This is a genomic window from Streptomyces sp. NPDC093071, from assembly GCF_044754545.1.
Lineage (GTDB): Bacteria > Actinomycetota > Actinomycetes > Streptomycetales > Streptomycetaceae > Streptomyces.
On sequence record NZ_JBIVPH010000004.1, the window covers coordinates 609599 to 636020 of the forward strand.

The following is a 26422-nucleotide window of genomic DNA, read 5'->3' on the forward strand; positions in this document are numbered from 1 at the left end:
CCTGGCCGGATGCACAGTGAAACCCCTGCCGCGCCGGTGGACGACAGTGCCCCGGGTGACGGCCTCGTCAAGGCCGGCGGCATCCTCTTCGTGATCGGCGCGGTCGCGACGCTGGTCACCGTGGCTCCGCTGTTCCTCGGGACGGACCCGTTCCCCACGGTCGCGTACACCGTCTCCATGCTGATGGGGGTCGGATTCCTCGTCGCCGCCGCCGGTGTGATGCGCTCGATCGCGGCCCAGCGCCGCCAGGCCAGGGGCGGCGCGGGCGCGTCCCCTCAGGCCAGGTAGCCCTCCCACCAGGCACGGAAGTCCGTCAGGTCCGTCAGGACCACGTCCGCGCCGGCCTCCCGCAGCTCCTCGGCGGGGCAGGGGCCGGTGGCCACGGCCACCGAGAGGGCGTTCGCCGCGGCGGCGCCCCGGACGTCGCCGGTGTGGTCCCCCACGTACACGCGGGCGCCGTGGGCGCGCAGGGCCTCCGCCTTGCCCTCGGCCCACAGGCCGCCGACGACCGCGTCGGGCTCGATGCCGAGGCGCTCGAAGTGCAGTTCGGCGTGCGGGCCGTTCTTGGCGGTGACGACGAGCGTCCGGCCGCCCGCCTCGCGGACGGCCCGCAGCGCGTCCTCGGCGCCCGGCATCGGGACGGTGGGCCCGATCGCGTACTCCGGGTAGAGCGCGCGGTAGCGGGACACCATCTCCGGGACCCGCTCCTGCGGGAACCAGTACGCCATCTCGTGTTCGAGCGGCGGCCCGAGGCGGGTCACGACGAGGTCGGCGTCGATCGCGGCCCCGGTCTCGGCGGCGAACGCCTCCCACGTGGCCTTGATGCCGGGCCGGGTGTCGAGGAGGGTCAGATCGAGGTCGAAGCCGACGGTGAGGGGCGCGCTCGGAGAGGTCATGGGGTCCATTCTGGGCCAGGCGTTCGAGGGCCGGTCCGGGGTTCCGGCGGCTCAGTGCCTGCGGGACCTCCACAGCAGGAACAGGGCCGACGCGACCGCCGCCCCCCGCAGGACCCACGGCCAGGTCTCGGCGACCGCCGCGCCCATCGCCTCGCCGCCCCGGGCCACCGGGTCGCCCCAGCGGCCCTCGACGCGGCCCCAGAGCCAGAGCGCCCCGGAGCCGGCGGCGAGTCCCGGGATGACCATGACCGCGGCCTTGACCTCGCCGGGGGTCAGCCGGCGGGAGGCGTACGCGAGGAGCCAGCCCGCGGCGAGGGCGAGGAGCGAGCCGAAGACCGCGCCGCCGAGCAGGAGCAGCGCGGCGAGCAGTACGAAGGGGTTGGCGAGACGGGGCCGGGGCGGCGCCTCCGCCACCGTCTCGGGGGCCGGCGCGGGAGCGGCCTTGCGCGGGCGCAGGAGCCGGACGAGCCGCTCGCGCCTCCCGGGCGCGGGGGCCTCGGCCTCCTCCTCGTCCTCCTCGGGGGCGGGCGGCCTGAAGAGGTCCGGGCGCTCGATCCCGCCGACGAAGCCGGGGAAGCCGTCGGCGGCGTCCTCCGTCCGCCACCAGTCGGGCTCCTCCGCCCCGCCGGACGACAGCGGCCGGTCCGGGGCCGACACGCCGGGACGCGGCGCCGGGATTCCGGGCCCGCCGGGGGCCGCGCCGTCACGGGGCGACCGGGGGGCGGGGGCGGAGCCCGCCGCACCCGTGCCCACACCCGTGCCCGTAGCCGCACCCGTCCCCCTGCCCGTCCCCGTCCCCGTACGGGAGGTGCCTTCCGTACGGCTCTTCTTCCGCGTACGGGAGGAGGCACCCGGCTCCGGGGCGCCCCCGCGCGGCCGCGGCACCGGGCCGTCGGCGCCTCCCGGCGCCCCCGCCCCCGCGCCCGCCCGGTCCACGACCTCGTCCGGGGTGCCCAGGGCGCCGAGGATGCCCCGTACCGCCGCGGGGGTCTGCTCGCCCCCGGTGGCGCGCCGGCGGTCGATCTCGTTCCGGAGGGTCGACACGAGCCTCATGCGGTCGCCCGCCGGCAGATGGCGCTGCTGGGCCAGATCGCCGACCCGGCTCAGGTAGTCGTAGACCAACTGGTCGCTCTCGATGTCCACGGTGCCCCTCCACGGCCGGTTCGCCCGGTACGGCCCGACGTTAGCGCCTGCGCAGCGGTTAACGTGGTCCGGATGGGGATCGGTGGGATCGGTGGGCTCGACCGGGAGGCGCACGTGGCCGAGGGAACTGGCGCCGCCGCGGCGCCCCGCACGCTCGCGGAGGCGCTCCGCGCGCGCGGCGACGAGGGGCTCGCCGCGCTGCTGCGCGCCCGCCCCGACCTGCTGAACCCCGTACCGAACGACCTGACGCAGCTGGCGACCCGCGCCGGGACGCGGGGGTCGGTGGTGCGGGCCCTGGAACGGCTCGACCGGTTCACGCTCCAGACGGCCGAGGCGCTCGCCGTCGCCCCGGACCCCGCCCCGTACCCCGTGCTCCTCGGTCTGCTCACCGGCGACGAGGGCGACGCGACCATCGAGGCGGCGCTGCCGGGCGCGGTGGCGCTGCTGCGCGAACAGGCGCTCGTGTGGGGCGAGGACGACCGGCTGCGGCTCGTGCGGACCGCGCGCGAACTGCTCTCGCCGTCGCCGCAGCACCCCTCGCCGACCGGGCTCGGGCCGACGGTCGCCGAGGCGACGTCCGGGATGTCGCCGGGCCGGGTGCAGGAGATCATCGGGGCGGCCGGGCTCGCCGCGACGCACGACCCGGTGTCGGCGGTGGCGGCCCTGACCGGGCTCTTCACCGACCGGGCCCGGATGGGCGCGCTCCTCGACGAGGCGCCGCCGGAGGCGCTGGCCGTCCTGGACCGGCTCGTGTGGGGGCCGCCGTACGGCGAGGTGACGGCGAACCCGGCGCCGCCCGTGCGCTGGCTGCGCGACCGGGGCCTGCTGCTCCCGGTGTCGGCGCGGACGATGGTCCTGCCGCGCGAGGTGGCGCTGCACCTGCGGGGCGGGCGGGCGCACCGGGCGCCGGAGCCGGTGGCGCCGGAGCTGGCCGTCCTGCGCGAGCACCGTCCCCAGGTGGTGGACAGTGCGGCGGCCGGGCAGGCGTACACGGCGCTGGCGACCGTCGAGGAGCTGCTGAAGTCCTGGGACAAGGGGGGCCCGCAGGTGCTGCGGGCGGGCGGCCTCTCTGTGCGGGACCTGCGGCGGACCGCCGCCGCCCTGGACGTGACGGAGCAGGTCGCCGCCTTCTGGCTGGAGCTCTGCCACGGGGCGGGGCTGCTCGCCTCGGACGGGGAGGCGGACGAGCGGTACGCGCCGACGCCCGCCTACGACGACTGGCTGGACCTGCCGCCCGCCGAGCGCTGGGCCCGGCTCGTCGCGCCCTGGCTCGCCTCGACCCGCACGCCGGGCCTGGCCGGCGGCCAGGACGCGAAGGGCCGCGCGCTGTCCGTGCTCGGCCCGGACCTGGACCGGGCGGCCGCGCCCGAGGTGCGGCACCGGGTCCTCGGCCTCCTGGCGACGCTGCCGCCGGGCGCGGCGGCCGACCCGGAGACGCTGTTCGCGCGGCTGCGGTGGGAGCGGCCGCTGCGGGGGGCGGCGGGTGCGTCGGGTGCCGGGGGCTCCGGTGCCGGGGGCTCCGGCGACGAGGGTGCGGGCCCCTCCCTCCCCGACGACCTGCGGTCCCGGCTCGCGCGCTGGTCCCTCGCGGAGGCCGAACTCCTCGGGCTCACCGGCCGGGGCGCCCTGTCGGCCCCGGCGCGGGCGCTGCTCAACCTGCCGCTCGCCGAGGCCGCGTCGCCCGCCGACGAGGGCGGCGGGGTCGAGGAGTCGGTGGCGGCCGAGCGGGCGGCGACGCTGCTGGCGCCGCTGCTGCCCGAGGCCGTCGACCACGTGCTGCTCCAGGCCGACCTGACGGCGGTCGCGCCCGGCCCGCTGCGGCGGCCCCTCGCGGACGCGCTCGCCGTGCTCGCGGACGTGGAGTCGAAGGGCGGGGCGACGGTCTACCGGTTCACGCCCGGGTCCGTACGGCGGGCGCTCGACTCCGGTCTCGCCGCGTCCGACGTGCACGCGTTCCTCGCCGCGCACTCCCGCACGCCGGTGCCGCAGCCGCTCGCGTACCTCGTGGACGACGTGGCCCGGCGCCACGGGCACCTGCGGGTGGGGGCGGCGTCGGCGTACGTGCGCTGCGACGACGACACCGTCCTCGGCGAGATCCTGGCCGACCGGCGCTCCGCCGCGCTCGGCCTGCGGCGCCTGGCGCCGACCGTCCTCGCCGCGCAGACGGACCCGGCGTCGCTGCTCGACGGGCTGCGGGCGATGGGGTACGCGCCGGCCGCCGAGTCGGCGGAGGGGGACGTCCTGGTCACGCGCGCCGACGCGTACCGCACGCCCGCGCGGACGGCCCCCGTGCCCGTCCCGGACGGCCCGCCCGCCCCCGACGCGACCCTCCTGGGCGCGGCGGTGAAGGCGATCCGGGCCGGCGACCGGGCGGCGACGGCGGTCCGCAGGGAACCCTCCGCCCCGGCCCCCGCCGGCTCCCTCCCCCGCACCTCGTCCGCCGAGACCCTGGCGACCGTCCAGGCGGCCGCGATGACCGGCTCGGCCGTCTGGATCGGCTACGTGAACGCGGACGGCGCGGCGAGCCAGCGCGTCATCGCCCCGGTCCGCGTGGAGGGCGGCTTCGTGACGGGCTACGACCACACGGCCGACGAGATGCGCACGTATCCGCTGCACCGGATCACGGGGGTGGCGGAGCTGGCGGACGACCAGGTGTGACGGCGTCCCGGGTCCTGCCCGTACCCGTGGCCATGCGGCACACTGGAGGATTGGCCGTCGCCGGAGCGGCCCGGGAAGGACCTGATCGCGCGTGAACGGACCACTGATCGTCCAGAGCGACAAGACGCTGCTCCTGGAGGTCGACCACGAGCTGGCCGAGGCCTGTCGGCGGGCCATCGCGCCCTTCGCGGAGCTGGAGCGGGCGCCGGAGCACATCCACACCTACCGGGTGACGCCGCTCGGGCTGTGGAACGCGCGGGCCGCCGGGCACGACGCCGAGCAGGTCGTGGACGCGCTCGTCGAGTACTCGCGCTACCCCGTGCCGCACGCGCTGCTCGTGGACGTCGCCGAGACGATGGACCGGTACGGGCGCCTCACGCTCTCCAAGCACCCCGTGCACGGGCTCGTGCTCACCACCACCGACCGGCCCGTCCTGGAGGAGATCCTCCGGTCGAAGAAGGTGCAGCCGCTGGTCGGGGAGCGGATCGACCCGGACACCGTGGCCGTGCACCCCTCCGAGCGCGGGCAGATCAAGCAGACCCTGCTGAAGCTGGGCTGGCCGGCCGAGGACCTCGCCGGGTACGTGGACGGGGAGGCGCACCGGATCGACCTCGCCGAGGACGGCTGGAGCCTGCGGCCGTACCAGAAGCAGGCCGTGGAGGGCTTCTGGCACGGCGGCTCCGGCGTCGTCGTGCTGCCCTGCGGCGCGGGCAAGACGCTCGTCGGCGCCGGGGCGATGGCCGAGGCCAAGGCCACCACCCTGATCCTGGTGACCAATACCGTCTCCGCCCGGCAGTGGAAGCACGAGCTGGTGAAGCGGACCTCGCTGACCGAGGACGAGATCGGCGAGTACTCGGGGACGAAGAAGGAGATCCGGCCCGTCACCATCGCCACCTACCAGGTGCTCACCACCCGCCGGAAGGGCGTCTACCCGCACCTGGAGCTGTTCGACTCCCGCGACTGGGGCCTCATCGTCTACGACGAGGTGCACCTGCTGCCCGCGCCCGTCTTCAAGTTCACCGCCGACCTCCAGGCCCGCCGTCGCCTCGGCCTCACCGCGACCCTGGTGCGCGAGGACGGGCGCGAGTCGGACGTGTTCTCGCTGATCGGGCCCAAGCGGTTCGACGCGCCGTGGAAGGAGATCGAGGCGCAGGGGTACATCGCGCCCGCCGACTGCGTCGAGGTCCGGGTGAACCTGACCGACTCGGAGCGGCTCGCGTACGCGACGGCCGAGCCGGAGGAGAAGTACCGCTTCTGCGCGACGACGGCGACGAAGCGGAAGGTGACGGAGGCGCTGGTGAAGAAGTTCGCCGGGCAGCAGACCCTCGTCATCGGGCAGTACATCGACCAGCTGGACGAGCTGGGCGAGCACCTCGACGCGCCGGTCATCAAGGGCGAGACGCCGAACAAGGAGCGGGAGCGGCTCTTCGACGCGTTCCGCACCGGGGAGATCGGCGTGCTCGTCGTCTCCAAGGTCGCGAACTTCTCGATCGACCTGCCCGAGGCGACGGTCGCCATCCAGGTCTCCGGCACCTTCGGCTCCCGGCAGGAGGAGGCCCAGCGCCTCGGCCGGGTGCTGCGGCCGAAGGCCGACGGGCACCAGGCGCACTTCTACTCGGTCGTCGCCCGGGACACCATCGACCAGGACTTCGCGGCGCACCGGCAGCGGTTCCTGGCGGAGCAGGGGTACGCGTACCGGATCGTGGACGCGGACGAGCTGCTGGCGCCGTAGCGCACCGCTCAGTCCAGGGCGGCGAGGACCGGGCCCGCGAACGCCAGGACGTACTGGGCGGCGACGAGCGCGCGGCGGGGCACGGCGAGGGCCGCCGCGCCCGCGACGGCGCCGAGGACCAGGGACCAGAAGCCGGCCGTGAGGAAGCCGCCGCCCACTCCGTCGCCCTCGACGGCGTCGGTGAGCCCGAGGACGGCGGTGACCACCAGGCACGCCGCGAGGAGCGGGAAACCGCAGAGCGCGAGGACGCGGAGGGCGCGGGGGCTCGGGGCGGTGGGGTCGGTGGAGGCGGCGGGGGCCGTGGGATCGGTGGTGTCGGCGGGGGCCGTGGCGTCGGTCTGCGTCGTCATGGCCCGATCACATCAGGAGGTACGGGGCCGGCGGCAGGCGTCGGGGTACTCAGCCGGGCGGGGCGCGTACTCAGGGCGGGGCCGGGGCCGTACCCGGAGACGGGCCCTCACCCGGAAACGGGGCCGCGCTCCGGGGCGTACCTCGGGCGGGGGTCTCTCACCCCCGCCTCCGGCGGGCCGTAGTCGCCGAGGAGGACGACCCCGGCCGCGGCGCCGCCGAAGGCGCGTATCGCGCGGAGGGCGAGGCCCACGCGGTGGAGGCGGGGGGCGGTGGTCACGAGGGTGAAGGTCGTCGCGGACATGCTTCCATCATGGAATCCGGACATTACGAACACATCGGTCTGAGGGTCGATCCGGGGCGGACCCGGGGTCGGTCTCACGTCGGACCCCGTCCCCTACGGGGTGGACACGGGCGCGGCACGGGGTGGAGACGGGCGCAATCCATTCGCACCGCGCCCCGCCCAGGGTCTACACTCGCCAGCTTCCCCGCCTCCCCCGTGGAGAGCCGCCGTCCGGTCGGAAACCGGCGGCCACCTCGACGTGTCCGCGTATCCGCGCATCCGCCCCGGAGGCTCCGCCGTGTCCGTGCCCGTGTCCGTGCCCGATCAGCCGCTGTCCGACGACGATCCGCTCGCGCGCGAACGCGCCCACCTGGCCGACTCCCGCGCCGCCCTGCGCGCGATGCGCGAGGACGTGCAGGCGCTCGACATCAAGGACGTCACCGCGAACTGGGTGAACGCGGTCGTCCTGGAGCGGCAGATCGAGGACCGGATCAAGGCGCTGGCCGACCTGGCCGGGACGCCGCTGTTCTTCGGACGGCTCGACTACCTGCACACCACGCAGGAGGGGCAGCGGTTCTACATCGGGCGGCGGCACGTGCACGACGCCGGCGGCGATCCGATGGTGATCGACTGGCGCGCCCCGGTGTCGCAGCCGTTCTACCGGGCGTCGCGCAAGGACCCGCAGGACGTGGGGCTGCGGCGCCGCTTCGGGTACACGGGCGGCGAGCTCACCGCGTACGAGGACGAGCACCTGTCCGACCCGGAGGAGCTGGAGCGCACCAGCCGGCTGCTCCAGGCGGAGATCGAGCGGCCGCGCGTGGGTCCCATGCGGGACATCGTGGCGACGATCCAGCCCGAGCAGGACGAGATCGTCCGGTCCGACCTGTCGGGGTCGGTGTGCGTGCAGGGAGGGCCCGGGACCGGCAAGACGGCCGTGGGCCTGCACCGTGTCGCGTACCTGCTCTACGCGCACCGGGAGCGGCTGGCCCGCACCGGGACGCTGGTCATCGGGCCGAACCGGTCCTTCCTCCACTACATCGAGCAGGTGCTGCCCGCGCTCGGCGAGCTGGAGGTGAAGCAGGCGACGGTGGACGACCTGGTGGCGCACGTCGAGGTGCGGGGGACGGACGCGGCGGCGACGGCGGTCGTGAAGGGCGACGCCCGGATGGCAGAGGTGCTGCGGCGGGCGGTCCGCTCCCACGTGAAGCTGCCGCAGGAGTCGCTGATGGTGGTGCGCGGCTCGCGCCGCTGGCGGGTCCCGGCGTACGAGATCGAGGAGATGGTGCGGGAGCTGCTCGACCGGGACATCCGGTACGGGGCGGCCCGCGAGGCGCTTCCGCAGCGGATCGCGCACGCCGTGCTCGTACGGATGGAGCAGGCGGGCGAGGCGCCGGACGACCGGGTGCAGAACGCGGTGGCGCGGAACGCGGCGGTGAAGGCGGTCGTGAAGGAGTGCTGGCCGCCGGTGGACCCGGCGAAGCTGGTGCTGCGGCTGCTGAGCGACGCGGAGTTCCTGGCGGAGCACGCCGAGGGGGTGCTCACGGAGGACGAGCGGAAGCTGCTGCTCTGGGAGAAGCCGGGCCGGAGCGTGAAGACGGCGAGGTGGTCGGCGGCGGACGCGGTGCTCGTGGACGAGGCGATGGACCTGGTGGAGCGGACGCACTCGCTCGGGCACGTGGTCCTCGACGAGGCGCAGGACCTGTCCCCCATGCAGTACCGGGCGGTGGGCCGGCGCTGCACGACCGGTTCGGCGACCGTCCTGGGCGATCTGGCGCAGGGGACGACGCCGTGGGCGACGGAGAGCTGGGCGCAGGCGCTCGGGCACCTGGGGAAGCCGGAGGCGGTGGTCGAGGAGCTGACGGCCGGCTTCCGCGTGCCGCGCGAGGTCATCGCGTACGCCTCGCGGCTGCTTCCGCACATGTCGCCGGGGCTCGCGCCGGTGGAGTCGGTCCGGGAGAACCCCGGGTCGCTGGAGGTCCGGCACAGCCGTGCGGAGGACCTGGACGCGGCCGTCGTCGCGGCTTGTGTGGAGGCGCTGGACCACGAGGGCTCGATCGGCCTGATCGCCGCCGACGCGCGGATCGCGCCGCTCGCGGAGGCGCTGGCGGCGGCGGGCCTGCCGCACCTCTCCCCCGGCGAGGAGACGACGGCCGAGTCCCGCCTGACCCTGGTCCCGGCGTCGCTCGCGAAGGGCCTGGAGTACGACTACGTGGTCCTGGACGAGCCGGCGGCGGTCGTCGACGGCGAACCCGACGAGCGGACGGGCCTGCGGCGTCTGTACGTGGCGCTGACGCGGGCGGTGTCGGGCCTGACGGTCGTTCACTCCGCGCCCGTGCCGGAGCAGTTGGGGGCGGTGTGATCGTCCCCTAGGGGAAGTCCGCCAGGGCCTCGGTGCGGGTGCGGCGGGCGACCGACGCCAGGACCGGGTTCTTCTCCCGGTAGTACGCCTCGGTGACGACGCCCCAGCAGAGGGCCCAGCCCCGGCCGCGGGCCCAGGTGGCGTCGTCGACGCGGGAGGCCTCGCGGAAGAGGGGGCGGGTGGCGGGGGTGAGGAGGGTCCAGGCGGCCATCGTGTCGCAGGCCGGGTCGCCCGTGCCGAGGCCGCCGAAGTCGATGACGGCGGACAGGCGGCCGTCTCGGGTGAGGAGGTTGCCGGGGAGGAGGTCGGCGTGGACCCAGACCGGGTCGCCCCGCCACGGCGGGAGGCGGAGCACCGCCTCCCAGGCCTCCGTGACGGCGGCGGCGTCGAGCGTGCCGTCCGCGCCGAGGGCCTCGATCGCCGGTGCCATGGCGCCCCGCTCCCAGTCGGTGACCGGGCCGCCCCGGAAGGACGGCGGGCCGCCGGTCGCGTCCACCCCGCGCAGGGAGACGCCGAAGCGGCCCAACTCGACGGCGGCGTGGGCGAGATCGGTGATCGGGGCGCGGTGGGCGTCGTCCCCGTCGAGCCACCGGCACACCGACCAGGGCCCGGCGAAGCCCTCCCCCGGCTCGCCGTGCCCGACCGGCACGGGGACGGGCAGCGTCAGGTGCGGGGCGAGGCGCGGCAGCCAGTACCGCTCCTTCTCGGCCTGTCCCCCGGCCCACCCGGCCTTCGGCAGGCGCACGGCGAGGTCGTCCCCGAGCCGGAACACGGCGTTGTCCGTCCCCGCCGAGTCCACGGCCCGTACGGGCAGGTGCGCCCACCGGGGGAACTGCGCCGCGACCAGGCGTTCGACGAGGGCGGTGTCCGGTACGGGGGAGGGCGACATGCGGGCGAGGGTAGTGGCCGGCGCACGGAGGGGACCACGTCTTTTCCCGTGCGCCGGCGAACAGCCGGTGCTCAGGAGAGCGGCGCGTCCACCGCTTCCCGCCACGTGCGGACCGCGTCCGCCGAGACCGGGGCCGCCCAGCCCTCGGGGCGGGCCGCGCCGCCGATGTGGAAGGCGTCGAGGCCGGCCGCGCGCAGCTCGGGGAGGTGGTCGAGGCGGAGGCCGCCGCCGACGAGGACGCGGGCCTCGTAGCCGGGCTCGCCCGCGCGGGCGGCCTCGGCCTTGAGGGTGGCGAGGCCGTCGTCGACCCCGGTGGCGGCACCGGCCGTGAGGTAGGTGTCCAGGCCCGGCAGGTCGGCGAGGGCCTTGCGCAGCCCGTCGCGGTCGGCGGCCCGGTCGATCGCCCGGTGGAAGGTCCAGCGGCAGCCGTCGAGGACGGCGATCAGGCGCTCGACGGCGACCAGGTCCGGCTCGCCGTCGGGGGTGAGGAAGCCGAGGACGAACTCGTCCGCGCCGGCCTCCCGGAGGTCGGCGGCGCGCGCCACGAGGGCGTCGGTCCCCTCGGGGCCGCCGGCCGAGAAACCGTCGGTGAGCCGGAGCATCACGCGCAGCGGGATGTCGACGGCGGCGCGGATCGCGGCGAAGCCGGCCCCGGACGGGGTGAGCCCGTCCGCCGCCATGTCGGTGACGAGTTCGAGCCGGTCGGCGCCGCCGGTCTGGGCGGCGACCGCGTCCTGCTCGTCGAGGGCGATCACCTCAAGGACTGCACGGTTGCTCATCGAAGCCCATTCCTCCATGAATGACGGCTATAGGTCTAGTCCAATGACCAGCCTAGCCGTGCTCGTGGCCGCCCGCACCGTGCTCGGCCTCACCCTCTGCGGAAACGGGTGCCCCGGAAACGCCCACCCGTACCGTGAAGGCCGCCGTCCGCACCTCGTCCCCGTGCCGGAAGTCCAGGAACAGACGGTACGTGCCCGCGCTGGGCGCCGTCGCCGTGAAGGAGACGTCCGGGCCGGGACCGCCCTCGTTCGGGTGGACGTGGAGGTAGGCAAGGTCACCCTCGCGCAGGGCGACGAGGTGCCCGTACGCCCCGAGGTACGGCTCCAGGTCGGTGACCGGCTTCCCGCCCCTGGAGACGGTGAACCGCAGCTCACCGGGCTTCCCGGGGTCGAGGGTGCCGCCGAGGCGGACCTGATAGCCGTCCACGGTCGCGGCCGGCGCGGCGGGCACCGGCTTCGGCGCGTACTCCCCCGGTACGGAGACGTCGGCGCCGAGCGTGAGGGACCGGGCCCCGGGAGCGGCGGGCCTGAAGTCCGCGAAGGCCTTGTAGGGCCCGGCGGCCGGCAGGTCGGTCTCGGCCGTCCAGGTGCCGTCGGCGGCCTTCGCGGGGTGCAGGTGGCGGAAGACGGTGAGGTCGCGCGAGGCGACGACGAGGTGCAGTTCCTCGCCGTGCTCGGGGGTGAAGGCGGTGACCTTCCTCCCGGCCGCGTCCTCGATCGAGAACCTCAGGACGGTCCGGCCGGGACCGGGCGCGGGGGTCGGGTCCTCCAGGGCGAGGGTGTAGCCGCCCTCGGAGACCTGGAGACCGCCGGGGGCGCTCGCGGCGGGGACCTCTTCCTCCCCGTGGTCGGGGTGCCCGTCGGCCGCCGGGACCTCTGCGGGGGCCTCCGCGGGGGTCTTCGCCGGGGCGGCGGGGCCGACGGCCGTGCCGACCCCGTACGCCGTCCCGAAGGTCGCGGCGAGCGCGGCGGCGAAGGCGGTGATCTTCGCACCGGTGTTCATGGCTGCTCTCCCGTAGCTCGTACGTGGGCGGCGCGGGCGGTGCGGGCGACCGCGCCCTGAACCGTTCGACACACCTCACCATACCCCTAGGGGGTATCAAGTCAAGCGGGGGAGCCGCTTGCCATGAATACGGCAGGGGGGTATACATGGAACCGCGAAGCGATACCCCCCTAGGGTATCGAGAGGATGGAACCGACCGAGGAGGAAGCCATGGGCTCCTGCTGCACCCCCGACCACGGCTGCTCGACTGGCGCGGACGGCGCGACCACCGGCGCCGAGCCCGACGGCACCGCGATCACCGCTGCCGCCACCGCCGCCACCACCGCCGCCACCGCCGACGACGGGGCGGGCCGCGAGCCGGCCGGCCGCGCCTGACCGCACCCGCACCCGCACCCGCACCGGCCCCCGTACCCGTACCCCCGTCCCGTACCCCACGAGGAGCAGAGTCCATGGCTACGACGACATCCGGCACGGCTCAGGTCGAGCTCGCCATCGGCGGCATGACCTGCGCCTCGTGCGCGGCCCGCGTCGAGAAGAAGCTCAACCGCATGGACGGGGTCGAGGCCACCGTCAACTACGCCACCGAGAAGGCGAAGGTCACCTTCGACGCGGGCGCGGGCGTCGGCGTCGCCGACCTCATCGCCACCGTCGAGGCCACCGGCTACACCGCCGCCGAGCCCGAACCGCCCAGGTCCAAGGGCGCCGACGCGGGCCCCTCCGACGAGGAGCGGGCCGACGAGGAGCTGCGGCCCCTCCGGCAGCGCCTGGTCACCGCCGTCGTCCTCGCCGTCCCCGTCATCGCCATGGCGATGGTCCCGGCCCTCCAGTTCGAGTACTGGCAGTGGCTGAGCCTCACGCTCGCCGCGCCGGTCGTCGTCTACGCCGCATGGCCCTTCCACAAGGCCGCCTGGACCAACGCGAAGCACGGCGCGGCCACCATGGACACCCTGATCTCGGTCGGTACGGGCGCCGCGTTCCTGTGGTCGCTGTGGGCGCTGTTCTTCGGTACGGCCGGGACGCCCGGCATGACCCACCCCTTCGCGTTCACGATCGCCCGCACCGACGGCGCCGGGAACATCTACCTGGAGGCCGCCGCGGGCGTCACCGCCTTCATCCTGGCCGGGCGGTACTTCGAGGCCCGCTCCAAGCGGAAGGCGGGCGCGGCGCTCAGGGCCCTGATGGAGCTGGGCGCCAAGGAGGTCACCGTCCTGAAGGACGGCCGGGAGGTCACCGTACCGACCGGCGAACTCCGCGCCGGGGACCGCTTCCTGGTCCGGCCCGGCGAGAAGATCGCCACCGACGGCACCGTGGTCGAGGGCTCGTCCGCCGTGGACGCCTCCATGCTCACCGGCGAGTCCGTCCCGGTCGAGGTCGGCGTCGGGGACGCCGTCACCGGCGCCACCCTGAACGCGGGCGGCCGGCTCGTCGTCGAGGCCACCCGCGTCGGCTCCGACACCCAGCTCGCCCGGATGGCGAAGCTGGTCGAGGACGCGCAGAACGGCAAGGCCGCCGCCCAGCGCCTCGCGGACCGGATCTCGGCCGTCTTCGTGCCGGTCGTCATCGCGCTCGCCCTCGGCACCCTCGGCTTCTGGCTCGGCACCGGGCAGGGCCTCACCGCCGCGTTCACCGCCGCCGTCGCCGTCCTGATCATCGCCTGCCCGTGCGCCCTCGGCCTGGCCACCCCGACCGCCCTCATGGTCGGCACCGGGCGCGGCGCGCAGCTCGGCATCCTCATCAAGGGCCCCGAGGTCCTGGAGACCACCCGCCGGGTCGACACGATCGTCCTGGACAAGACCGGCACCGTCACCACCGGCCGGATGACCCTCCTCGCCGTCCACACCGCCGGGGGGACGGACGAGAAGGACGTGCTGCGGCTCGCGGGCGCCCTGGAGCACTCCTCCGAGCACCCGATCGCCCGGGCCGTCGCCACCGGCGCGGCCGACCGGGTCGGCACCCTGCCCGTTCCCGAGGACTTCGCGAACGTCCCCGGCCTCGGCGTGCAGGGCGTGGTCGAGGGCCGCGCGGTCCTCGTCGGCCGCGAGAAGCTCCTGGAGGAGTGGGCGATGCCCCTCCCGCCGGAGCTCGCGGCCGCGAAGGACGCGGCGGAGAAGGCGGGGCGGACCGCCGTCGCGGTCGCCTGGGACGGGGAGGCGCGCGCGGTCCTGGAGGTCGCGGACGCCGTCAAGGACACCAGCGCCGAGGCGGTCCGGCGGCTGCGCGGGCTCGGCCTCGTCCCGATCCTGCTCACCGGCGACAACCGGGCGGTCGCGGAGGCAGTCGCCGCCGAGGTCGGCATCGACGAGGTGATCGCGGAGGTCATGCCGCAGGACAAGGTCGACGTCGTCAAGCGCCTCCAGGGCGAGGGCCGTTCGGTCGCGATGGTCGGCGACGGCGTGAACGACGCCGCCGCGCTCGCCCAGGCCGACCTGGGCCTGGCCATGGGCACGGGCACGGACGCCGCCATCGAGGCCGGCGACCTGACCCTCGTACGGGGGGACCTGCGGGCGGCGGCCGACGCGATCCGGCTCTCCCGCCGGACCCTCGGCACGATCCGCTCGAACCTCTTCTGGGCCTTCGCCTACAACGTGGCGGCGCTGCCGCTCGCCGCGGCCGGACTGCTCAACCCGATGATCGCGGGCGCGGCGATGGCCTTCTCCTCGGTCTTCGTGGTCGGCAACAGCCTGCGGCTGCGGGGCTTCAGGGCGACGGACGACCGGGGCCGGGGACGGGGAGAGGACGGCCGGGGCCGGGGGGAAGACCCCGCCTCCGTACACTCCCCGGCATGACTTCTGTGGCGCTGGCGGTCCACGACGGGACGATGCTGTTCGAGACCGCGGCGGCCTGCGAGGTGTTCGGCGTCGACCGCGGGATCACCGACGGCTGGTACGACTTCCAGGTCTGCGCCGCGCGGGACACCGCCGCCGCCCGGGTCGGCGGCTGGCTCCGGATCGACGCCCCGCACGGCCTCGACGCGCTCGCCGGGGCGGACACCGTCATCGTCCCGTCCTGCACCGACGTGGACGCCGCCCCGCCCGCCGACCTCCTGGAGGCCGTGCGCACGGCGCACGCGCGGGGCGCGCGGATCGTGTCGCTGTGCACGGGGGCGTTCGTCCTGGCGGCGGCGGGCGTACTGGACGGCCGCCGCGCCACCACGCACTGGGCGCACACCGGGGACCTGGCGGCTCGTCACCCCCGGGTCGAGGTCGACCCGGACATCCTCTACGTCGAGGACGGCAATGTCCTGACCTCGGCGGGCAAGGCCGCCGGGATGGACCTGTGCCTGCACCTGGTCAGCGCCGACCACGGGGCCGCCGTCGCCGCCGAACTGGCCCGGCGGCTCCTGGTCCCGGCCCGCCGCGCGGGCGGCCAGGCCCAGTACGTCGCCGGGCCGACGTCCGCCGACGCGGCCGACGCCTTCGCGGACCTCCTGGCCTGGGCGGGCGCCCGGCTCGACGAGCCGCTGACGGTCCCCGACCTGGCCCGCCGGGCGAACATGAGCACCCGGAACCTGACCCGCCGCTTCGCCACCACCACCGGCACCACCCCGCTGCGCTGGCTGCACACCCAGCGCATCCACCGGGCCCAGGAGCTCCTGGAGACCACGGACGACAGCGTCGAACTCATCGCCGCCCGCACGGGCATGGGCACGGCGACGACCCTCCGACGCCACTTCCACAACGCGCTCGGAGTGCCGCCGGACACGTACCGGCGGACGTTCCGGAACGCACGGACGGGCTGACGGGCTGACGGGCTGACGGCTCGTTGCTAGGCCGGCTGGCAGTAGAAGACGGGGGCTCCGTCGAACCACCACTCGCACTGGTTGGTGGCGTGGCTCGTCCCCCCGAGGCCGAGGGAGAAGAGGGCGCCCAATGCGAGGACGGCCAGGGACTTGCGCAGTGCGGACATGGTTCTCCTCCGGAGTGACGAAGCGAGACGGATTCCTGGGCGGTGCGCGGTGCCACGTACTGAACGAGAGGTACTGAGTGCCACGTACGGGGCGCACGGCGGCCGTCCGGCCGCAGCGGACCGACCGTAGGGCCGGCCGGGCCGTACGGGCAGTCGATATTTCGGCCATTGTTCTGACCGGGGTGGCCGGAAGAAGCCCGGCCGCGCACCCTGCCGGGAACGCCCCGCGTCCCTAGGATCGGGACATGACCTCTCGCCCGAACGTCCGCCCGGAAGCCTCGTCCCTCTCCCTCTGGTCCAGGGACTCGTTCCTCTCGATCGGCTCGGTGGGCTCGATGCTGTCCATCGGCTCGGTGGGCTCGTTCCTCTCCATCGGCTCGGTCGGCTCCGCCCACTCGGTCGGCTCGATCGGCTCCTGGGCGAGCGTCGGCTCCGTCGGCTCGGCCCTGTCGGTCGGCTCGGTCTTCTCCGCCCGGTCGAACGGGGCGGTCCTCTCCTGGCGCTCGCACGGCGGGGTGCTGGCGGCGGGGGCGCTCGTGGGGCTGGTGGGAGCGGCGGCCCTGGCGGCGGGGGCGCGGCGGGGCCGCTGACCGGCCCGACCTCCCGACCGCCCCCGGCCCCCGGCCCCCGGCCTCCGGCCCCCGCTCAGACCACCACTCCCACCGCCAGCGCCACGATCAGCGCGCTCGACGCGAGGGCCGTCGTCAGGCGGCCCCGGGGTCCCGTGACGGTACGGCCCAGGAGGGTGCCCGTGCCGGCCAGGAGGAGCTGCCAGCTCGCGGAGGCGGTGAAGGCCGCGAGTACGAAGGCGGTCGCCCCGGCCGGGCCCGTCGCCGGACGGCCGCCGAGGACGAGGGCGGTGAAGTACAGCACGGTCAGGGGGTTGAGGGCGGTGATCCCCAGGAAGGCGAGGAACGCGCGCCGGGGAGCGGGGGGCGGGAGCTCCCGCCCCGGGGCCGCACCGGCGCGGTACGCCCGTACGGCCCGCCGCGCGGAGTGCGCCGCGAGCGCGACGAGGACCAGGGCCGAGCCCAGGCGCAGCGGGGCCGCCACCGGGGCGAGGAGGGGGACGAGGGCCGCGCCGCCGAGGACGGCGAGCAGGGCGTACAGCCCGTCCGCGGTGGCGATGCCGAGCGCCGCGCCCGCTCCCGTACGCCACGGGGAGCGGGCCGCGACCGCCACCAGGTGGGCGCCGACGGCGCCGACCGGGATCGCGATGCCGTAGCCGGCCAGGAGGCCGGCCACCACCGGGCCCGCCGTCACGCGACGGCGGGGATCGCGCCTCCGGGAGTGCCGGTCCGCTGCTGTCGGCGGTAGGCGGCGCCGTCCTTCGTACGGGAGAGGAAGCCGCCGGTCACGAGGTACCGGCGCAGGGCCGGGAAGTCCTCGTGCACGCCCTTCAGCGCCTCGTTGACCTCGGACTCCCGGTAGGTCCGGCCGGTCTCGAAGAGGGTCGCGGCGAGGTGCGCGAGCAGCGCCTCGCGACGGGCGGCCCGGCGCGGGACCGCCTTGAGGCGTCCGTCGGCGGCGAACAGGTCCGCGACGGACGCGACGGGCGGGTGCGGAGGATGACTGGTCATGGACGAGGAGCCTGGCCCCCGGGCCATGCCCGCCGCAAAGGGTTTTCGACGGCCCGCGCCGTCGGCACGGGAGAGCACGGAAGAGGTACGGAAGGTGTTTCGACCGCCCCGCGCGCCGTCAGCGCACGATGACGTTCACCGCCTGCTGCACCGTCGGCAGCATCGACGAGATGCCGGCCCGCTCCATGATCGGCCGTGCCCGCTCCACGAAGGCGAGGAACCGGTCCTCGGAGTCCCAGAAGTCGACGACCTTCCAGCCCCCTTCCCCGTCGGGTCCGGCCGCGTGCGCGATGAGCCCGTCCGCCGGGAACCAGTCGACGTCCCCGAACAGACGCATGATCTCCTCGTACTGCTCCTCGGTCCCACCGGGGATCTCGACGGTGACGATGACGGCCATGGTGTCGCTCCTGTACGCGCGGGGGTGTCCCGTCCAGCACAGCAGCCGCCCCCGGGACCCGCGCGGGGGCGGGGCCGAACGGACGAAGGGGCAGGCCTCGCTCCCCGCCCGGGGCGGTGGGAGACTTTCCGTAGGGGCCGTGGGGAGACCTCGGCGAGGAGCGCGTATGGCACCGGAACCGGAAGGCCACGGGGACGCCGCACCCGGCCCCTCCGCCCGGCGCCGGGGACGCGACGAGTCGGCCGAGGAGCGCGCGGACCGGATGTGGGCCGACCTGCTGCAGGAGCTGCGGGTGGCCCAGACCGGGGTGCAGATCCTCTTCGGCGTCCTGTTCATCGCCGTCTTCCAGCCCGCCTTCGCCGACCTCGGCGACACCGACCGCGCCCTCTACGTCACCGCGGTCGTACTGGGCGCGGCCAGCGCGGGGTCCCTCATCGGCCCGGTGGCCCTGCACCGGATGGTCGCGGGCCGCCGCATCAAGCCGCAGACGGTGGTGCTCGCCGCCCGGATGGCCAGGACCGGGCTGCTGCTGCTCGCGGTGACCACCGTCCTGACCCTGCTCATGCTGCTACGGGTGGCCCTGGACGACGCGCTCGCCGCGTGGCTGGCGGGTGCGGTCGGCGTCTGGCTGTTCACCCTGTGGTTCGCACTGCCCCTGTGGGCGAGACGCCACTACACGAGCCGGGAGTAGCCCGGGCGCGCCACTCGCGCGGTCACTGGTCGTCCCCCGGAGGCGCTACGGGTCACACCGCGACGAGCCGGACCCGGGGGCCGCACAGCCTGCTCATGTCGTCGAGGACGAGCGTTTCGGGCGCCGGCTTGCGGCGGGCCACTGGTCCTCGTCCGCCAACACGTCGTCGAAGACCTGGCGCGCCCCGTGCCTCGCCTGATCGGAGACCGGCCCTTTGCGGCTCGCGTAGTCCGCCAGGTACTCGTCCAGCACCTGCCCCCGCAGCTCCCGCTCGACAGCCGCCGTGACGAACGCGGAGAACCCGCGCTTGCCGGCTCGGGCCCGGATCGCCTCTGCTGTCCCTTCCGGCAGGGAAAGGCTGACGCGCGTCGCCGGGCCTTCACCGATGTCGTACGTCGTCTCGGACATGCGTCCAGCGTGTCAAACGAGTGGGACAAGCGAAACGGACTCGCCATCCGTGCGAAGGGCCCCGCAGTGCCGGCGAGGGTCAGACCGCGTACGCCCGCGCGAACGCGGTGAACGCGGACCAGGCGGCCGGGGAGGCCGTCAGCTCGCCTGCGGCGTGGTCCTTGGTGTCCCGGACGTGGACGAGGGGGAGATTGTCGGCGACCTCGACGCAGTTGTCGTTGTTGCCGCTGTACGTGCTCTTGTGCCATATGGGCTCAGTCATCGTGCATCCCCAGTGCGTCACGCATGAACTTTCGTGATTCATCGACCCCGAGGGCGTCGGCGTGAAGCCGATCATAGATCTTCTGGAAGAGAGTGACCTCTGACGCTTCGACCACGTAGCGACCGGTGCCGAATCCCTCGGTGTAGGCGGTTCGGTCACCCGAAGGCAGGGTCAGCAGACTCACCGATCCACGGATGACCGCACGGTCGGTGCGCAAGACCTGCACGTTGATGAACGGCCTCTTAGTGGCTTCGAGCAGCCACTCGATCTGTTCGCGCATGATCCGCTTCGACCCCATCACCTTCGTGAGGGCCGACTCGTCGAGAACGATCCACAACCAGGGCGGTTGCGGCCCGTCGAACACCGCCTGGCGTTCGCTTCGCCGCTGGACGGAGCTCTCGATGTCGGTGACTTCGTCGGGATCCTCCAGCTTCATGATCGCCCGCGCGTACTCCGGGGTCTGCAACAGGCCGGGTATCACCAGGGAGAACTCGTAGATGGCACGCGCCCGCGCCTGATCCCGCAGAAACCCCTGCGCGTAGTCGCGGAAAGCGACCCGGTCCCGGATCGTCAGCAGGTTCGCCAGCTTCCCGCCCAGCTCCAGCACCTGGTCGATCTGACGCCCGAGCTTCAGGTCCGGCGGATCACCGTTCTCGATCTCGGAGATACGTGTCGTACTGCTGAACACCTTCGCCGCGAGGTCCTGCTGCCGCCACCCGAGCTGCTTGCGTGCGTCTCGGACCAAGTCGGCGATGAAGCTCTCCAGGCTCTCGCTCGGGTCGATCTCGTTCTCCGCGGGCATATGCCACGTTCCCCGTTCCCCTCCGGAAACCCAACTCCTGGTGAGCGTAGGACGGCACACGTCATCGTGAAGGTGTCCGGAGAAGATCCACCAGAAAGAGGGCCCTCCATGGGTACACTCCCGCCCCCACCCCCCGTCCGCCCCGTCACCGAAGCCGAAGCCGCCCGCGTCTACCGGGAGCTCAAGGACGCCATGGACACCGCCGGCCTCCCCACGAACGGGCTCTACCGGGACGTCACGCACGGCCCCGGCGGGGACACGCACCGGTACGGGCTCGGAACCGTCGGCGTCGGCGGGGCCAAGCGGCTGACCGTGCTCCTGCGCACCGCGCGGGCGGCCGAGAAGTGAGGTACCGGATCGGCGACGTCGTGACCGACGCGCAACGGGCGCTCACCGGGCAAGTCCGTTCCGCACACGGGAACATGCTGGTCCTGGCCCGCCCCAGCGGCTACCTGTGGGAGGCGGCGGCCGACCAGTGCTGGACGGCGAGCCCGGAGGAGCGCGCGAGCCTGACGCCGCGCGGAGCCGTACGGGTCATCAGCACCTCGTCCCGGGAGCCGTCCCCGCTACCCGAATGATGATGTGACTGCCCGTCACTCGAACGGGCGGTCTTCACTCTGCGTGTCTGTCCGGGCATATGCCGCTGCGATACGTTCACGCAAAACGGCCCCCGCCGATGTTTCGCAGCCATCAGCGAGGGCCTGAATCCCAGTGGAAGGCCCCACCGTGATCTACCGGCACTTTAACGCGCCCTCGCGCGGCTTCACCCCGTTCTCGCACGAGCTCATCCGGCATCCCCGGCTCAGCTCCCACTCCGTAAGGCTGTTGACCTGGCAGCTCTCCCTCCCCGACAACGCCCGCGAGACCCTGTCCCGTACCGCCGAACGGGCCGGGATCGGAGCAGACGCGTTCACCAAGGCCAAGCGGCAGCTCATCGCGGAGGGGTTCGTGCACGAGCGCCGGGTGCAGGTGGCCGGCGGGAGGTGGGTGACGCAACAGCTCCTCTCCAACGTCCCGTTGAGCCGCGAGCAGGCCGTCAAGATCTTCGCCCGGGACCCGCGCCTCCTCCACCGAGCCCCCGCGTCCCCGCAGGTCGTACCGGGTGACGGGAACCCGGCCACCGGTGCTCCGGCGCACCCGCCCACCGGCGGTCATCCAGAAGAAGACCTCCAGGAGAAGACCTCCCACCTTCCGGACGCGGGCGGGAGCGGGGGCGGGGAGCCCGCGCCCGAGGCCTCCCGGTTCCTCGAAGACGCCCGCGCCCTCATCGGCGCCTTGCCGCTCCTCTCCCCCGCCCTCCGGCACATCCCGCCCGCCATGCGCGACGAACTCGCCCGCCTCGCCGCCCGCTGGCTGGAGGCCGGGCACACCTCCGCCGACGTCCACGAACACGTCCTGCGCGGCCTCCCCGGTGCCGGGACGCCCGTGCACCGGCCCGGCGGGCTGGTCCGGTACCTGCTGCGGGAGGTGCCGCCCCGCGAAGTACCGCTCCCGGTGTCCGAGGGACCCCGGCTGTCCGCACGGCTGGCCGGGGCGCGGGAGTGCGCCGGGGAGCACGTGCAGCCGATGCTGTTCCGGCCCGTCGCGGACGAGGCGTACTGCCGGGAGTGCGCGGCCGGGGGCGGGTCCGGGACACGGCGGGGGTGCGCACCCCCGTCCACGGTGCGAGAGGTGCCGGGACGGGCTGTGATGGGGTGATGAACAACAGCCCCGGCTACCGGCCCCTCACGAAGGTCCTCCACTGGGGCGTCGTGGTCGCGTTCGCCGTCCAGTTCGCCGTCGGGTACGCGCTGGACGCCTCGGAGTCCGGGCGCGGCCGGGGCCGGGGGCGGGGCGGCGAGTCCGGACGGGGGCGCGGACGCGGAGGCGGCTACGAGTCCTTCGGCGAGGACGCGCTGCTGACCGCCCACGTGCTCGTCGGGGCCCTCATCGTGGTCCTGGGGGTGGCGCGGCTGCTGTGGCGGCGGCACACGGAGCTGCCGCCCTGGGCGCCGACGCTCACGGCGTTCGAGCGCCGCCTCGCCCACCGCACGGAGGTCGCGCTCTACGCGCTGACCTTCGTCGTCCCCGTCACCGGAGTACTGCTCCTCGCCTCGGGCGACGACGGTCTGCTGTGGGTCCACGTGACCGCGCAGGTGTGCTTCCTCGCCGCGCTCGCCTGCCACGTCGGGCTGGTCCTCAAGCACCAGTGCGTCGACCGCGACCGGCTGCTGCGCCGCATGTTCTGAAACACGCACCGCCCGCGCCCGGCGGGCACAATGCCCCCATGACCGCCGAGGAAGAGCACGCGCTGCTCCAGCGCTGGAACGCCACCCTGCTCGCCGCCCGCGCCGGCCGCGAGGGCCCCGACCCCGCCCCGTACGGGCGGAACCTGCTCGCCCGCTGGGCCGAGCCGCAGCGCCGGTACCACACGGTCGCGCACCTGCGGGCGGTCCTCGACCGCGTCGACGAGCTGACCGACCAGGGCGGCGAGGGCGGTGAGCTGGAGCTCGTACGGCTCGCCGCCTGGTTCCACGACGCCGTCTACCGCCCCGACCGCTCCGAGAACGAGGAGCGCTCGGCGCTCCTGGCCGAGAAGGCCCTCACCGAGGCGGGCCTGACCCCGCACGAGGTGGCCGAGGTCGCCCGCCTGGTCCGCCTGACCGTCACCCACGACCCGGCCGACGGCGACCTCAACGGCGAGACCCTCTGCGACGCGGACCTCGCGATCCTGGCGAGCGCCCCCGACACGTACGTGCGGTACGCGGCGGCGGTCCGCGAGGAGTACGCCTTCGTCCCCGAGGACACCTTCCGCGAGGGCCGCGCCGCCGTCCTCCGCCACCTCCTCGACCTCCCCCGCCTCTTCCGCACTCCATACGGGGCGGCGGTGTGGGAGGAGAAGGCGCGGGAGAACGTGGAGCGGGAGCTGAAGGAGCTGAGGGGCGTGCCGGGTACGGGGTGAGCCCGGCGCCCCCGGCCGGGAGGGGCCGTCTCCGCTGCCCCCACGCCCACCCGGCGCGCACGTGACCGTCTCGTATGACAAGACGACCCGGCGCCGAGGAATGACAGCAATCAATCACGGGTTGACCCATGTCATGCCCTCCTCCTCCGACGGGCCGGCGGCCCCCGCCCCCGCACCCACCCGCATGCCGACCGCCGTCTACATCCTCGGCCTCTCCGTCTTCGCGCTCGGGACGAGCGAATTCATGCTCTCCGGGCTGCTCGAACTCGTCGCGGAGGACATGAACGTCTCCATCCCGAGCGCCGGGCTGCTCATCTCGGCCTTCGCCATCGGCATGGTGGTGGGCGCCCCGCTCCTCGCCGTGGCGACGCTCCGGCTGCCCCGCAAGACGACCCTGGTCGCCCTGATCACCGTCTTCGGACTGGGGCAGGTCGCGGGCGCCCTCGCGCCGAACTACGCGGTGCTCTTCGCCTCCCGGGTCGTGAGCGCGCTCGCCTGCGCCGGGTTCTGGGCGGTCGGCGCGGCCGTCGCCATCGCGATGGTGCCGGTGGGGGCGCGGGCCCGGGCCATGGCCGTCATGATCGGCGGGCTCTCCATAGCCAACGTCCTCGGCGTCCCCGCCGGCGCCTTCCTCGGCGAGCGCCTCGGCTGGCGCGCCGCCTTCTGGGCCGTCGGCCTCGCCTCCGCGATCGCCCTCGTCGGCGTCCTCACCCGCATCCCGCACATCCCGCTCCCCGAGACCCGGCCCCGGCTCAAGCGGGAGCTGACGATCTACCGCGACCGGCAGGTCCTGCTCTCGGTCGCCGTCACCGCGCTCGCGGCGGGCGGCGTCTTCTGCGCCTTCTCGTACCTCGCCCCGCTCCTCACCGACGTCTCCGGCCTCGGCGAGAACTGGGTCTCGATCGTCCTCGGGCTCTTCGGCATCGGAGCCCTGGTCGGCACGACGATCGGCGGCCGGGTCGCGGACGCGCACCTCTTCGGGGTGATGCTCAGCGGCATCGCCGCCTCGACCGTCTTCCTGATCGCCCTGGCGCTCTTCGCCTCCAGCCCGGTCGCCACGGTCCTGCTGGCCTTCCTCCTCGGCGTCTCCGCCTTCTACACCGCCCCGGCCCTCAACGCCCGCATGTTCAACGTGGCCGGCGCCGCCCCCACCCTCGCGGCCGCCACCACCACCGCCGCCTTCAACCTCGGCAACACCGGCGGCCCCTGGCTCGGCGGCACCGTCATCGACGCGGGCCTCGGCTTCGCCTCCACGGCGTGGGCGGGCGCCGCTATGACGGCGGTGGGGCTCGGGGTGGCGGCGGTGGCACTGAAGCTGTCCCGCCGGACACCGGGCGACGGCCACGTCGTGGCCGGGAGCCCGGCCACCGCCCCCGAGCGGGACGACCGGGAGCGCGCTCTGCGGGGCTGAGACGGGGGCGGGAGCCGGACCCGCGAGGCCGGGGGCGGGAGCCGGGCCCACGAGGCCGGGGCCTGGCCGAGGCGGGTCCGTAGAGACCGGGGCTTGGCCGAGGCGGGTCCGTAAGAGCCGGGCCGGGTCCGTAAGACAAGAGGCCGGGTCGGAGCAGGCCCGTCCGGTCGGGGCCGGGACCTCTATCTCGTACGGCCCCGCTCCCGCCGCCCCCTCACCCCGCCGGCCGCCCCTTCGGCCTCCGCAGGCCCGCCGCCGTGAGGCGGTGGAGGAGTTCCTTCGAGCCGACCTCGACCGCGCCGCCGGTCACCGCGGCCGCGTAGTGGTCGGCCGGGATGTCGTAGTGGTCGCGCTCGAAGGCGCGGCGCGGGGCGCCGATCGCGGCCGCGAAGGCGTGCAGCTCCTCGAAGGAGACGTCGCTGACCAGGTGCGACCACATGCGGCCGTGCCCCGGCCAGGTCGGCGGGTCGATGTAAAGCGTCACGTCAGCCCGCCCACCGGCGCCACCACCACGCCCTGCTTGCCGCAGACCCAGTGCGGGTCCGGGCCCAGCTCCGGCTCCACGTCGAGGGCGTGCGGGTCGCCCGAGGCGCAGACGGGGCAGATCGGCCAGCGTCCGTACCGTTCGAGCAGGGAGTCCTGCACGTCCTGGGCGACGAGCCCCGCGACGTACGACACGCCCTCCGGCCACTGCTCGACCCACCAGCGCCGGTGGGTCACCGACTCCTCCACCATCGACACGACCTCCGCCGCGGCGACCTTCCGGGCCGCCAGATCGGCCAGTACCAGCGCGCGGGCGGTGTGCAGCGCCTGTTCCACCGCGTCGATGTCGTCCATTCCCTCATTGTCACCCGGCCCGGGAGGAGGCGGGAAGGGCGAAGGTCCCTTCCGGATCCGGACACCGGAAGGGGCTTGTCGCCCCACCCTTCCGAAAGTATCTTTCAGGCGTGACCAATGACGTGAAGGAAAGTTTCAGCAGCGACGCGCCCCCGGCCCCCGCCGCCCTCGCCGCCAAGGTGCGGACCCTCGCGCCCTCCATGACCCGCTCCATGCAGCGGGTCGCCGAGGCCGTCGCCGGAGACCCGGCCGGCTGCGCCGCCCTCACGGTCACCGGCCTCGCCGAGCTCACCGGCACCAGCGAGGCGACCGTCGTCCGCACCGCCCGCCTCCTCGGCTACCCCGGCTACCGCGACCTGCGCCTCGCCCTCGCCGGGCTCGCCGCCCAGCAGCAGTCCGGCCGCGCGCCCGCCGTCACCGCCGACATCGCCGTCGACGACCCCATCGCCGACGTCGTCGCCAAGCTGGCCTACGACGAGCAGCAGACCCTCGCCGACACCGCCGCCGGACTCGACACCGTCCAGCTCGGCGCCGCCGTCGCCGCCCTCGCCACCGCCCGCCGCGTCGACATCTACGGCGTCGGCGCCTCCGGGCTCGTCGCCCAGGACCTCGGCCAGAAGCTGCTCCGCATCGGCCTGGTCGCGCACGCCCACAGCGACCCGCACCTCGCCGTCACCAACGCCGTACAGCTCCGCTCCGGCGACGTCGCCATCGCCATCACCCACTCCGGCTCGACCGGCGACGTCATAGAACCGCTCCGGGTGGCCTTCGACCACGGCGCGACGACCGTCGCGATCACCGGCCGCCCGGACGGACCCGTCACCCAGTACGCCGACCACGTCCTCACCACCTCCACCGCCCGCGAGAGCGAACTCCGCCCGGCGGCCATGTCGTCCCGCACCAGCCAACTCCTGGTCGTGGACTGTCTGTTCACCTGCGTCACCCAGCGGACGTACGAGACGGCCGCCCCGGCCCTCGCCGCCTCGTACGAGGCCCTCGCCCACCGGCACGCGCCCCGCACCCGCTGAAGCACCCGTACCCGACGAAACCTCCGTACCCGACGAAACCTCCGTACCCACCGAAGGACCCGCACCCGC

Annotated in this window: 32 protein-coding genes; 16 read left to right on the plus strand and 16 right to left on the minus strand. The window is 74.6% G+C overall.

Going from position 1 to position 26422, the window contains the following annotated elements; all coding sequences use genetic code 11:
• Nucleotides 1-9: 9 nt before the first annotated feature.
• Nucleotides 10-288, plus strand: coding sequence for a hypothetical protein (locus ACIQD7_RS19805; protein ID WP_402443033.1), 279 nt, complete (start codon nucleotides 10-12; stop codon nucleotides 286-288).
• Here the strand turns inward: ACIQD7_RS19805 and ACIQD7_RS19810 are convergent.
• On the minus strand, nucleotides 276-905 hold the full coding sequence (locus ACIQD7_RS19810) for an HAD family hydrolase (protein WP_402443035.1): 630 nt from the start codon (nucleotides 903-905) through the stop codon (nucleotides 276-278). The genes ACIQD7_RS19805 and ACIQD7_RS19810 overlap by 13 nt on opposite strands.
• A gap of 42 nt (nucleotides 906-947) precedes the next feature.
• Nucleotides 948-2039 (minus strand): hypothetical protein, encoded by a 1092-nt coding sequence (locus ACIQD7_RS19815; RefSeq protein WP_402443036.1) that lies wholly within the window; start codon nucleotides 2037-2039, stop codon nucleotides 948-950.
• 72 nt (nucleotides 2040-2111) lie between these two features.
• Here ACIQD7_RS19815 and ACIQD7_RS19820 point away from each other — a divergent pair, with 72 nt between their 5' ends.
• Together ACIQD7_RS19820 and ACIQD7_RS19825 are read left to right on the plus strand one after the other, a co-directional pair.
• On the plus strand, nucleotides 2112-4697 hold the full coding sequence (locus tag ACIQD7_RS19820; protein ID WP_402443038.1) for a helicase-associated domain-containing protein: 2586 nt from the start codon (nucleotides 2112-2114) through the stop codon (nucleotides 4695-4697).
• 91 nt (nucleotides 4698-4788) lie between these two features.
• Nucleotides 4789-6429: a DNA repair helicase XPB gene (locus tag ACIQD7_RS19825; RefSeq protein ID WP_383409744.1), complete on the plus strand. Its 1641-nt coding sequence runs from the start codon at nucleotides 4789-4791 to the stop codon at nucleotides 6427-6429.
• An 8-nt stretch (nucleotides 6430-6437) separates the two neighbouring features.
• Here the strand turns inward: ACIQD7_RS19825 and ACIQD7_RS19830 are convergent, their stop codons facing one another.
• Together ACIQD7_RS19830 and ACIQD7_RS19835 are read right to left on the minus strand one after the other, a co-directional pair.
• A complete protein-coding gene (locus tag ACIQD7_RS19830) occupies nucleotides 6438-6779 on the minus strand; it encodes a hypothetical protein (protein ID WP_402443040.1) in 342 nt (113 codons plus the stop codon).
• Nucleotides 6780-6886: 107 nt separating this feature from the next.
• Nucleotides 6887-7081 (minus strand): hypothetical protein, encoded by a 195-nt coding sequence (locus ACIQD7_RS19835; protein WP_402443041.1) that lies wholly within the window; start codon nucleotides 7079-7081, stop codon nucleotides 6887-6889.
• 277 nt (nucleotides 7082-7358) lie between these two features.
• Between ACIQD7_RS19835 and ACIQD7_RS19840 the strand changes: the two genes are divergently transcribed.
• A complete protein-coding gene (locus tag ACIQD7_RS19840; protein ID WP_402443043.1) occupies nucleotides 7359-9419 on the plus strand; it encodes a HelD family protein in 2061 nt (686 codons plus the stop codon).
• A 7-nt stretch (nucleotides 9420-9426) separates the two neighbouring features.
• On the opposite strand, the gene ACIQD7_RS19845 is transcribed toward ACIQD7_RS19840, so the two are convergent.
• The 3 genes from ACIQD7_RS19845 to ACIQD7_RS19855 form a co-directional block, all read right to left on the minus strand.
• Complete coding sequence (locus ACIQD7_RS19845; RefSeq protein WP_402443045.1) at nucleotides 9427-10308, minus strand: aminoglycoside phosphotransferase family protein; 882 nt, start codon at nucleotides 10306-10308, stop codon at nucleotides 9427-9429.
• Nucleotides 10309-10379: 71 nt separating this feature from the next.
• Nucleotides 10380-11087 (minus strand): copper homeostasis protein CutC, encoded by a 708-nt coding sequence (locus ACIQD7_RS19850; RefSeq protein WP_402443047.1) that lies wholly within the window; start codon nucleotides 11085-11087, stop codon nucleotides 10380-10382.
• A gap of 52 nt (nucleotides 11088-11139) precedes the next feature.
• Nucleotides 11140-12090 (minus strand): hypothetical protein, encoded by a 951-nt coding sequence (locus tag ACIQD7_RS19855; RefSeq protein ID WP_402443049.1) that lies wholly within the window; start codon nucleotides 12088-12090, stop codon nucleotides 11140-11142.
• A gap of 186 nt (nucleotides 12091-12276) precedes the next feature.
• Here ACIQD7_RS19855 and ACIQD7_RS19860 point away from each other — a divergent pair, with 186 nt between their 5' ends.
• The 3 genes from ACIQD7_RS19860 to ACIQD7_RS19870 all read left to right on the plus strand — a co-directional run bounded on the left by ACIQD7_RS19860 (nucleotide 12277) and on the right by ACIQD7_RS19870 (nucleotide 15829).
• On the plus strand, nucleotides 12277-12465 hold the full coding sequence (locus tag ACIQD7_RS19860) for a hypothetical protein (RefSeq protein ID WP_402443051.1): 189 nt from the start codon (nucleotides 12277-12279) through the stop codon (nucleotides 12463-12465).
• Nucleotides 12466-12539: 74 nt separating this feature from the next.
• Entirely contained in the window at nucleotides 12540-14876 is a 2337-nt protein-coding gene (locus ACIQD7_RS19865; RefSeq protein ID WP_402443052.1) for a heavy metal translocating P-type ATPase, read from the plus strand.
• Nucleotides 14873-15829, plus strand: a complete 957-nt coding sequence (locus tag ACIQD7_RS19870) for a helix-turn-helix domain-containing protein (RefSeq protein WP_402443054.1) — start codon at nucleotides 14873-14875, stop codon at nucleotides 15827-15829. Before ACIQD7_RS19865 ends, ACIQD7_RS19870 begins: the two co-directional genes overlap by 4 nt.
• 26 nt (nucleotides 15830-15855) lie before the next feature.
• Here ACIQD7_RS19870 and ACIQD7_RS19875 read toward each other — a convergent pair whose 3' ends face one another.
• Nucleotides 15856-15996 carry a hypothetical protein gene (locus tag ACIQD7_RS19875; protein ID WP_402443056.1) on the minus strand — a complete coding sequence of 47 codons (141 nt, stop codon included), beginning with the start codon at nucleotides 15994-15996 and terminating at the stop codon, nucleotides 15856-15858.
• A gap of 245 nt (nucleotides 15997-16241) precedes the next feature.
• Here ACIQD7_RS19875 and ACIQD7_RS19880 point away from each other — a divergent pair, with 245 nt between their 5' ends.
• The gene (locus ACIQD7_RS19880) at nucleotides 16242-16586 is read left to right on the plus strand and encodes a hypothetical protein (protein WP_402443058.1); all 345 of its coding nucleotides are present in this window, start codon (nucleotides 16242-16244) and stop codon (nucleotides 16584-16586) included.
• A gap of 55 nt (nucleotides 16587-16641) precedes the next feature.
• Here the strand turns inward: ACIQD7_RS19880 and ACIQD7_RS19885 are convergent, their stop codons facing one another.
• The 3 genes from ACIQD7_RS19885 to ACIQD7_RS19895 all read right to left on the minus strand — a co-directional run bounded on the left by ACIQD7_RS19885 (nucleotide 16642) and on the right by ACIQD7_RS19895 (nucleotide 17973).
• Entirely contained in the window at nucleotides 16642-17259 is a 618-nt protein-coding gene (locus tag ACIQD7_RS19885; RefSeq protein ID WP_402443060.1) for a LysE family transporter, read from the minus strand.
• Nucleotides 17256-17576, minus strand: coding sequence for a DUF2087 domain-containing protein (locus ACIQD7_RS19890; protein ID WP_053641508.1), 321 nt, complete (start codon nucleotides 17574-17576; stop codon nucleotides 17256-17258). Before ACIQD7_RS19890 ends, ACIQD7_RS19885 begins: the two co-directional genes overlap by 4 nt.
• Nucleotides 17577-17694: 118 nt before the next feature.
• Nucleotides 17695-17973 (minus strand): hypothetical protein, encoded by a 279-nt coding sequence (locus ACIQD7_RS19895; protein ID WP_402443061.1) that lies wholly within the window; start codon nucleotides 17971-17973, stop codon nucleotides 17695-17697.
• 166 nt (nucleotides 17974-18139) lie between these two features.
• Between ACIQD7_RS19895 and ACIQD7_RS19900 the strand changes: the two genes are divergently transcribed.
• Nucleotides 18140-18664: a DUF6328 family protein gene (locus ACIQD7_RS19900; protein ID WP_161373741.1), complete on the plus strand. Its 525-nt coding sequence runs from the start codon at nucleotides 18140-18142 to the stop codon at nucleotides 18662-18664.
• A gap of 93 nt (nucleotides 18665-18757) precedes the next feature.
• Here ACIQD7_RS19900 and ACIQD7_RS19905 read toward each other — a convergent pair whose 3' ends face one another.
• From ACIQD7_RS19905 to ACIQD7_RS19915, 3 genes are all read right to left on the minus strand, one after another.
• The gene (locus ACIQD7_RS19905; protein WP_402443063.1) at nucleotides 18758-19072 is read right to left on the minus strand and encodes a hypothetical protein; all 315 of its coding nucleotides are present in this window, start codon (nucleotides 19070-19072) and stop codon (nucleotides 18758-18760) included.
• Nucleotides 19073-19151: 79 nt separating this feature from the next.
• The gene (locus ACIQD7_RS19910) at nucleotides 19152-19334 is read right to left on the minus strand and encodes a DUF397 domain-containing protein (RefSeq protein WP_402443065.1); all 183 of its coding nucleotides are present in this window, start codon (nucleotides 19332-19334) and stop codon (nucleotides 19152-19154) included.
• Nucleotides 19327-20136 carry a Scr1 family TA system antitoxin-like transcriptional regulator gene (locus ACIQD7_RS19915; RefSeq protein WP_402443067.1) on the minus strand — a complete coding sequence of 270 codons (810 nt, stop codon included), beginning with the start codon at nucleotides 20134-20136 and terminating at the stop codon, nucleotides 19327-19329. Before ACIQD7_RS19915 ends, ACIQD7_RS19910 begins: the two co-directional genes overlap by 8 nt.
• A 108-nt stretch (nucleotides 20137-20244) precedes the next feature.
• Between ACIQD7_RS19915 and ACIQD7_RS19920 the strand changes: the two genes are divergently transcribed.
• The 6 genes from ACIQD7_RS19920 to ACIQD7_RS19945 all read left to right on the plus strand — a co-directional run bounded on the left by ACIQD7_RS19920 (nucleotide 20245) and on the right by ACIQD7_RS19945 (nucleotide 24488).
• Nucleotides 20245-20484 carry a hypothetical protein gene (locus ACIQD7_RS19920; protein ID WP_402443069.1) on the plus strand — a complete coding sequence of 80 codons (240 nt, stop codon included), beginning with the start codon at nucleotides 20245-20247 and terminating at the stop codon, nucleotides 20482-20484.
• 20 nt (nucleotides 20485-20504) lie between these two features.
• Nucleotides 20505-20714 carry a hypothetical protein gene (locus ACIQD7_RS19925; protein WP_390754869.1) on the plus strand — a complete coding sequence of 70 codons (210 nt, stop codon included), beginning with the start codon at nucleotides 20505-20507 and terminating at the stop codon, nucleotides 20712-20714.
• A 148-nt stretch (nucleotides 20715-20862) separates the two neighbouring features.
• A complete protein-coding gene (locus ACIQD7_RS19930) occupies nucleotides 20863-21834 on the plus strand; it encodes a hypothetical protein (RefSeq protein ID WP_402443071.1) in 972 nt (323 codons plus the stop codon).
• Nucleotides 21834-22364, plus strand: coding sequence for a cytochrome b (locus ACIQD7_RS19935; protein ID WP_402443073.1), 531 nt, complete (start codon nucleotides 21834-21836; stop codon nucleotides 22362-22364). The genes ACIQD7_RS19930 and ACIQD7_RS19935 overlap by 1 nt, the downstream gene beginning before the upstream one ends.
• Nucleotides 22365-22402: 38 nt before the next feature.
• Nucleotides 22403-23077 carry a hypothetical protein gene (locus ACIQD7_RS19940; RefSeq protein WP_402443075.1) on the plus strand — a complete coding sequence of 225 codons (675 nt, stop codon included), beginning with the start codon at nucleotides 22403-22405 and terminating at the stop codon, nucleotides 23075-23077.
• A gap of 184 nt (nucleotides 23078-23261) precedes the next feature.
• Nucleotides 23262-24488, plus strand: coding sequence for a Cmx/CmrA family chloramphenicol efflux MFS transporter (locus ACIQD7_RS19945; protein ID WP_402443300.1), 1227 nt, complete (start codon nucleotides 23262-23264; stop codon nucleotides 24486-24488).
• Between the two features lie 214 nt (nucleotides 24489-24702).
• On the opposite strand, the gene ACIQD7_RS19950 is transcribed toward ACIQD7_RS19945, so the two are convergent.
• Both ACIQD7_RS19950 and ACIQD7_RS19955 read right to left on the minus strand, forming a co-directional pair.
• Complete coding sequence (locus ACIQD7_RS19950; protein WP_121830461.1) at nucleotides 24703-24972, minus strand: DUF4031 domain-containing protein; 270 nt, start codon at nucleotides 24970-24972, stop codon at nucleotides 24703-24705.
• Nucleotides 24969-25325 (minus strand): hypothetical protein, encoded by a 357-nt coding sequence (locus ACIQD7_RS19955; protein WP_351970945.1) that lies wholly within the window; start codon nucleotides 25323-25325, stop codon nucleotides 24969-24971. Before ACIQD7_RS19955 ends, ACIQD7_RS19950 begins: the two co-directional genes overlap by 4 nt.
• A gap of 110 nt (nucleotides 25326-25435) precedes the next feature.
• On the opposite strand from ACIQD7_RS19955, the gene ACIQD7_RS19960 reads away from it, so the two are divergent.
• On the plus strand, nucleotides 25436-26353 hold the full coding sequence (locus ACIQD7_RS19960; RefSeq protein WP_121830463.1) for a MurR/RpiR family transcriptional regulator: 918 nt from the start codon (nucleotides 25436-25438) through the stop codon (nucleotides 26351-26353).
• Nucleotides 26354-26422 lie beyond the last annotated feature (69 nt).